Consider the following 6,289-nt stretch of genomic DNA (forward strand, 5'->3'; position numbering starts at 1 on the left):
CCTGAATCTAACCCTGCAGGGAGAAAGGATCTTTTCTGACTATGAATGGTGTGAGCAAAATTTCTGTGACAGAGGATATTTCTCTGATCAGCTTTAACAATGTCCCACGAGATCTGTCGGTCACTTCCCAGATTATGACCGAATTTTCCGCCCAGAACATCAACATCGACATGATCTCCCAGTCGGCACCTACGGGAGAAACCGCCGATGTTTCCTTCACCGTCAACTCGGAGGATGTGGTTCGTGCGCTGGCAATTATCCAGCGATTCCGTGAACAGCACCCTTCGGTGCGGCCCATCGTCTCCAGCGGCAACTGCAAGATTCAGCTGTACGGCGAGGAGATGCGTTCCCGTCCTGGCGTTGCTGCTCAGGCGTTTACGGTGGCATCCAGCCTGACCGACGAAATCATGCTGATTACAACCTCGGAGGTGGACATCTCCATCCTGGTCGCCCAGCATGCCGTAGAATCGGTGTTGGAAGGACTGTGTGCGCATTTTGAGGTGACGCTGTGAGTCAGCGCTGCATCGACTGCCGCCACTGCTGGAAGGACGACCGCAGCACCGACTATCGCCGTCCTCCCTGCTACTTCTGCCTGAAAAAAGGCCCGTTCCAGAGCCGCAGCTGGCAGATCGGACAAGGCAGCCGCATTGATCCCATGCAGGACGCCTGCAAACAATTTTCTCCCCGATAAAATATTTGCCGTCAACACCGGCAGGTTAGAATTTTTCTAATCTGCCGGTGTTTTTTATTTTCTTACCGTTTAAGGGTTGACTTTCCATAGAGCTGGACTATAATAAGATTTGTTATAATAAGAATTCTTATTATTGGAGGAGTTATATGGAAAGTTTGCATTATCTGCTGATGAAATCCCACGCTATGCTCTCGCGTCGAATCCTTGCTCAAGCTGGCAAGCTGGGACTGACCTCCGGACAGCCAAAAGTGTTGGACTTTTTGTGGAAATATCAGGAGACCGATCAAAAGACGATCGCCGCCTACTGTGAGATTGAGCCGGCAACGGTCGGCAGCATTCTGCTGCGCATGGAAAACAGCGGACTGATTGTACGCAGGCAGAAGGACGGCAACCGACGGTCATTGTATGTGTCCTTGACGCCTGCCGGCAGAGAAACCGCCGCTAAGCTGATGGACATTTTTGACAGCGAAGAATCCGGCGCAGCTGCAGGACTTACGCCCGAAGAACAGGCTACTCTGAATCAACTTCTGGGCAAGCTGTGCGACACCATGCAAACACCGAACCAAGGAAAGAAGGAAATAAAATGAATACACCATCCCATCATATCAATCACCCGATCAAACGCCTGTTCTTTTTGTGCGCAGGACTTATCATTATGGCGTTTGGTGTGGCATTTTCGATCAAAGCTGCTCTGGGCACCTCGCCTATCTCCAGCGTTCCCTATGTCACCTCCGCCATCTCAGGGCTTTCGGTGGGTACCACTACCATCATCATGAACTTTCTGTTTGTGCTCATCCAAATTGCTATCCTTCGCAAACAGTATGACTGGTTTCAGCTGCTCCAGCTCCCTGCTGCTATCCTGTTTGGTACAATGATTGATGTGGCAAAGGTGATTTTGCAGCCAATCAACGTATCGGGTTATCTTTCTCAGTGGATTCTCTGTGTCATTGGCATCTTTCTGGTCGCATTCGGTGTCAGTGTCGAGGTCATGGCCAATCTGGTCACCACCGCCGGAGAAGGCATCGTGCTTGCCATCTGCAAGGTGGCGCCCATCCGCTTTGGCAACATGAAGATGTTGTTCGACGTCACACTGGTCTGTTTGTCTATCCTACTCTCCTTTTGCTTTTTAGGCCATCTGGACGGTGTGCGGGAAGGAACCATCGCCGCTGCTGTTCTGGTCGGACAGATCACCAAGCAAACCAACCGCTGGATGAAAAAGGTGGAGCAGCTTACCCTCTGCTAAATATACAAGAAAGCGCAAGGCAACAGAAATCTCTGTTGCCTTGCTTTTTTTGAGAAAAAAAGATATTTTTAATACAGATTGCAGCATTTTGGTGCGGGACGAGGTATTGTCTGTGAAGGGAGGTTACATCATTGCGTACGAATGAATCGATTGACGAGGTCATTGCGCTGTACTCAGACATGGTCTATCGTCTTGCTTTTTCTCACACCGGCTCCAAAAGCGATGCCGACGACATCTTTCAGGAGGTGTTTCTGCGTCTTATCAGCTGTCGCACTCCCTTTGACAGCGAGGAGCACCGCAAGGCATGGCTGATTCGGGTCACCATCAACTGTTGCAACAAGCTGTGGCGATGTGCCTGGCGGCGGCACACCGTAACGCTGGATGCTCTGCCCGAGGAATCCCATACCTTTTCCCTGCCGGAGGAATCGGAACTGTTCTGCGCCTTGCAGCGCCTGTCCGCCTCTGATCGGGATCTTCTCCATCTTTTTTACTATGAACAGCTGTCGACTCGTGAGATCGCCGCCATCTTCTCACAGAAGGAATCGACCATTCGGTCCCGTCTGACCCGAACCCGACAGCGGCTCAAAGCCATTCTCAAGGAGGACGCATAATGGATCAACAACAATATCGCGACCTTTTTTCCCGTATTTCTCCCTCTCCCGAACTGATTGAACAAACCAAGGAGAAAATGCGCGACCAGATGCGCCTGGAGCGTGTCTGCCGCTGCTCTTTTGCGCGCTCACGGCGAATGCTGACTCGTCTGTCCGCAAGCGCAGCAGCAGTTGTACTGGTATTTTCTCTCGGTGTTAACCTCAGTCCGGCCTTTGCCGACGCCGTGCGCGACGTTCCGGTACTGGGCTCCATCGCAGAGGTGGTCACACTGAAAAATTATTTCGAGCAAAAAGACAATGTTTCCTATTCTGTCCGTCAGCCTGCCGTTGCCGACGACCAAGGTCAGGTGCAGGACGATGTCGTCAATCAGCAGATTCAGCAGGCCATCGACACCTATCTTGCCGATGCTCAGCAGCGAATCGAAGAATATAAGGAAGCTTATCTGGCAACCGGCGGCACAGAGGAGGAATTTCTCTCCCGCAATATCCAGGTTCAGGTCGATTATCAGGTCTTTTCCCAGACCGAGGACACCCTGTCCTTTGCGCTCTACATGGACGAAAACTGGGTCAATTCATATGGCATCGTCAAGTATTACAATCTTGATCTTCAAACCGGCCAGCCATTGACCCTGCAAGATCTGTTGGGCGACAACTGGCAGTCGATGGTCAACGAGGAAATTGCCGCGCAGATTCAGCAGCAGGAGCAAGAAGGAGTCCCTTATTTGATTGATGAATCCACTTTTTCCGGTGTTACCGACCAGACCAAGTTCTACATCAACGACCAGCATCAAATTGTCATTGTATTTGACAAGTATGAGATTGCCCCTGGCAGCAGCGGCCGTCCCGAATTTGTTCTTCCCTTTACCCCTCTAATATGATATCCTCTTTTTCAAATTTATCCACATAAACAATCAAGACCTCCGCACTTAAGCTTAGTGTGGAGGTCTTGATTGTTTATGACGATTTCTTCTTGCTTCTTGTTTTGCGATTTGTCTTTCCTGCAGGCTTGATGGCGCCTTTCTCGTGCGCTTTGATTGCCGATGGCTCCTTCTCTTTGATCGCACCTTTTTCATGCGGTTTGATTGCAGACGGTTCCTTCTCTTTGATCGCACCCTTTTCATGTGGTTTAATGGCGGACGGTTCCTTCTCTTTAATCGCGGTTGGATCAGGATGTTTCAGAGCAGAAGGCTCTCTGTTTTTAATGGCAGTCGATTCCTTTTTGCCTGTCTTTGGTTTCTCCACAACCTCTGCCTTCCACAGCTGATTGTCGCCGCCCTTCTCCCAGATTTGAACATGGGTGTTATCTTCGAGAGCAACATCCAGATATCTGCCGCTGAGTAGCGAGCAGAAGCGGAGGTTCTCCCCTTCCTCTTCCACTTTCCAAAGCTGGCTTGCAGTGTCCGTGCTCTCCCAGAGGTGGGTCCATGCGCCGTTGACGGTGCCTGCTTCGATGACATCCAGCACCTTCTTGGTCTGCACATTGAGAATACGGTAACTGCCGTCCGCTTCAGGGACAAACTTCCATACCTGTGCTGCCTGTTCGTCCTGTGGTTTGACGACAATCATCCCATCTTCACCGACACTCAGGCGGTTGCCCGTGGATGATGCGGTAATATAATATTCTTTTGTCTTATATACTTTCATTCTTGACCTCTCCTTTCCAAAAAGGAAACAAAAGCCGGAAAATTGCCGCAATGCAATTTTTTCCATCGGTATGCTTTTTATTATAGCACCATTAAAAGAGATGGTCAATTTAGACTCTGTTATTTTTTCATCAATATAAGTAAAGTCCTGTAAAAATCCGATGGATTTCTACATCTTCTCCTTTTTTATACTGCAAACTTAGCAGGCTCTCTTCTGCGCACCTGCCGGCTGTACAGACTGCTGCTCAACAAGGTTTGGCTGCTTGTTCGCTTTTTCCTGCCGTTCCAGAGCCAACCCACACAGTCCCAGCACGATCATTCCTCCAAACAAAGCCATCGTCAGATATACCACTGCAAACATGCCTGCTCCCCCTTTTTCTTATGATTGCGCAGTGCAATCATAAGGTCAAAAAAATTTAATATTAGCTCCCACTCTATCATTCCAAGTCAAAACAGGGCCGATCGAGATTGAATATCCGCCAATTTCCTACATCTTGTGTGAAAATTTAACCCAATTAACCTGGAAATCAAATTCTTTCTGGCTTTATTTTAGCACTATGCAAATCGCAAGTCAATAGCATAGCGCAATTTTTTATTTTTTTGGTTGCGTCCTGCAAAACCACGTGGTATAATATGAGTAAAAAGGAGGGAGTCGTGTGGAAAAAAACATCCAAACCGGAAAACGCATTCAGGCTCGCCGCGAGGAGCTGGGAATGAACCTGGGCGATATTGCCAAAGAGGTCGGGGTGGCTGTTTCGACGATACAGCGTTATGAAAAGGGAAAGATCGAAAAAATCAAACTTCCCGTCATCGAAGCGATTGCCAAATCTCTTCAGGTGGATCCGGCTTGGCTGCTGTGCCAGACTGATCAGATGCACACCAGCGTCGAAACACAGGTCTCCTCAATCAGCAACCTGATCCCCCTTCCCAAGACCTATCAGATTCCTCTGCTCGGTGAAATTGCCTGCGGCAGCCCGATTTTGGCGGAGGAAAATATCGAAGCCATTCTGGAGGTGCCCCAGCACATTCGTGCCGATTTTGCGCTGCGCTGCCACGGTGACAGCATGATCGGCGCACATATTCACGACGGCGACATCGTCTATATCCGCCAGCAGCCCGACGTTGACAACGGCTCCATCGCCGCTGTCTGCATCGAAAACAGCGCAACGCTCAAACGGGTGTACAAATATCCTGACCGGCTGGTGCTTTCCCCTGCCAATCCCGAATATGAACCGCTGGTCTACACCGGCGACGAGCTGTCTCAGGTGCGCATCCTTGGCAAAGCGGTGGGATTCACCAGTGTGATTGAATAAGCTGGAAGGTTCAAAAGGAGGTCAGCGAATGAAAATCGAAATTTCAAAAGATTTTCCATCGTATTTTAAACCCTCTTATCCTGAGGAATTTGAGCTGTTCTCCCATTTTGAACTGACTGCTGCTATTCCCCAGGTGCTGTTTGCCATCACCACCTGGAAGGAAAACCGTAAGCCGAACATCTGTTTTCACAGTTGGAGTTGTTTTCACGGAGACAAGACCGCTTTCTTTGCCGTGATGGGCGGACTGTATCAGCACACCCATACCTATGCGAATATTTTGCGCGACAGGTGCTTTGCACTTAACTTTCTTCCTGTCAGCCGTTATGACGATCTGGTTTCCACCATTCACCACAATCAGACGGAGGAAGATGAGTTTGCTGCCGGACATTTTACCTTGCAGCCAGCGCGCACCATTGATGCGCCATTGATTGCAGAAAGCTTTTTGAATCTGGAATGTACATTAACCCAGGTGCAGGATCTCAGCGGTGCTGGAATCACTGCGATGGTCATCGGTCAGGTGCAACATGCCTGGGTCGATTCAGCATATGCACAAAATTACCGCCGCTTCGAACAGGACGGATTTATGATGCTGCTCCCTGGGCCACAAAATCTGGTCAATGGTCAACCTCAGCAAACTGCCATCGCCACCCTGACCGTTGAACGTCTGGATTAAAATTTTCCGTAGAACAAAAAAGGAGCCACCATCCATGTGTGAAGTGACCCCCAAAAGTTAGACAATATTTGAAAGTAAAAATTGTTTAAGCAACCGAAAGGGCTTGTTGTCTGTG

General features: G+C 49.4%; 10 protein-coding genes. 8 read left to right on the forward strand and 2 right to left on the reverse strand.

All coding sequences use genetic code 11. The features are described 5' to 3' along the window. Positions 1-41 precede the first annotated feature (41 nt). The 6 genes from Q0L39_RS05090 to Q0L39_RS05115 all read left to right on the forward strand — a co-directional run bounded on the left by Q0L39_RS05090 (position 42) and on the right by Q0L39_RS05115 (position 3,423). Positions 42-512 carry a hypothetical protein gene (locus tag Q0L39_RS05090; protein ID WP_296627250.1) on the forward strand — a complete coding sequence of 157 codons (471 nt, stop codon included), beginning with the start codon at positions 42-44 and terminating at the stop codon, positions 510-512. Beyond that, positions 509-691: a hypothetical protein gene (locus Q0L39_RS05095; RefSeq protein WP_296627251.1), complete on the forward strand. Its 183-nt coding sequence runs from the start codon at positions 509-511 to the stop codon at positions 689-691. Before Q0L39_RS05090 ends, Q0L39_RS05095 begins: the two co-directional genes overlap by 4 nt. Before the next feature lie 146 nt (positions 692-837). Beyond that, the gene (locus Q0L39_RS05100) at positions 838-1,278 is read left to right on the forward strand and encodes a MarR family transcriptional regulator (RefSeq protein WP_296627252.1); all 441 of its coding nucleotides are present in this window, start codon (positions 838-840) and stop codon (positions 1,276-1,278) included. Continuing rightward, positions 1,275-1,934, forward strand: coding sequence for a DUF6198 family protein (locus Q0L39_RS05105; protein ID WP_296627253.1), 660 nt, complete (start codon positions 1,275-1,277; stop codon positions 1,932-1,934). Before Q0L39_RS05100 ends, Q0L39_RS05105 begins: the two co-directional genes overlap by 4 nt. Before the next feature lie 131 nt (positions 1,935-2,065). After that, positions 2,066-2,545 carry a sigma-70 family RNA polymerase sigma factor gene (locus Q0L39_RS05110; protein WP_296627254.1) on the forward strand — a complete coding sequence of 160 codons (480 nt, stop codon included), beginning with the start codon at positions 2,066-2,068 and terminating at the stop codon, positions 2,543-2,545. Further along, a complete protein-coding gene (locus tag Q0L39_RS05115; protein WP_296627255.1) occupies positions 2,545-3,423 on the forward strand; it encodes a DUF3298 domain-containing protein in 879 nt (292 codons plus the stop codon). Before Q0L39_RS05110 ends, Q0L39_RS05115 begins: the two co-directional genes overlap by 1 nt. A gap of 76 nt (positions 3,424-3,499) precedes the next feature. Here Q0L39_RS05115 and Q0L39_RS05120 read toward each other — a convergent pair whose 3' ends face one another. Both Q0L39_RS05120 and Q0L39_RS05125 read right to left on the reverse strand, forming a co-directional pair. Continuing rightward, the gene (locus Q0L39_RS05120; RefSeq protein ID WP_296627256.1) at positions 3,500-4,189 is read right to left on the reverse strand and encodes an RICIN domain-containing protein; all 690 of its coding nucleotides are present in this window, start codon (positions 4,187-4,189) and stop codon (positions 3,500-3,502) included. A gap of 198 nt (positions 4,190-4,387) precedes the next feature. Further along, entirely contained in the window at positions 4,388-4,549 is a 162-nt protein-coding gene (locus Q0L39_RS05125) for a hypothetical protein (RefSeq protein ID WP_296627257.1), read from the reverse strand. 295 nt (positions 4,550-4,844) lie between these two features. Here Q0L39_RS05125 and Q0L39_RS05130 point away from each other — a divergent pair, with 295 nt between their 5' ends. Beyond that, positions 4,845-5,501, forward strand: a complete 657-nt coding sequence (locus Q0L39_RS05130; RefSeq protein ID WP_296627258.1) for a LexA family transcriptional regulator — start codon at positions 4,845-4,847, stop codon at positions 5,499-5,501. A gap of 28 nt (positions 5,502-5,529) precedes the next feature. Then, entirely contained in the window at positions 5,530-6,174 is a 645-nt protein-coding gene (locus Q0L39_RS05135; RefSeq protein ID WP_296627259.1) for a flavin reductase, read from the forward strand. Positions 6,175-6,289: the final 115 nt, after the last annotated feature.

It is taken from the genome of uncultured Negativibacillus sp. (genome assembly GCF_944388365.1).
Taxonomy (GTDB): Bacteria; Bacillota; Clostridia; order Oscillospirales; family Ruminococcaceae; genus Negativibacillus.

Excerpts from the sequence above, each read along its gene's own strand:
- Q0L39_RS05090 (WP_296627250.1), top strand. The coding sequence starts at position 42 with ATGAATGGTGTGAGCAAAATTTCTGTGACAGAGGATATTTCTCTGATC.
- Q0L39_RS05100 (WP_296627252.1), top strand. The coding sequence starts at position 838 with ATGGAAAGTTTGCATTATCTGCTGATGAAATCCCACGCTATGCTCTCG.
- Q0L39_RS05105 (WP_296627253.1), top strand. The coding sequence starts at position 1,275 with ATGAATACACCATCCCATCATATCAATCACCCGATCAAACGCCTGTTC.
- Q0L39_RS05115 (WP_296627255.1), top strand. The coding sequence starts at position 2,545 with ATGGATCAACAACAATATCGCGACCTTTTTTCCCGTATTTCTCCCTCT.
- Q0L39_RS05120 (WP_296627256.1), bottom strand. The coding sequence starts at position 4,189 with ATGAAAGTATATAAGACAAAAGAATATTATATTACCGCATCATCCACG.
- Q0L39_RS05125 (WP_296627257.1), bottom strand. The coding sequence starts at position 4,549 with ATGTTTGCAGTGGTATATCTGACGATGGCTTTGTTTGGAGGAATGATC.
- Q0L39_RS05135 (WP_296627259.1), top strand. The coding sequence starts at position 5,530 with ATGAAAATCGAAATTTCAAAAGATTTTCCATCGTATTTTAAACCCTCT.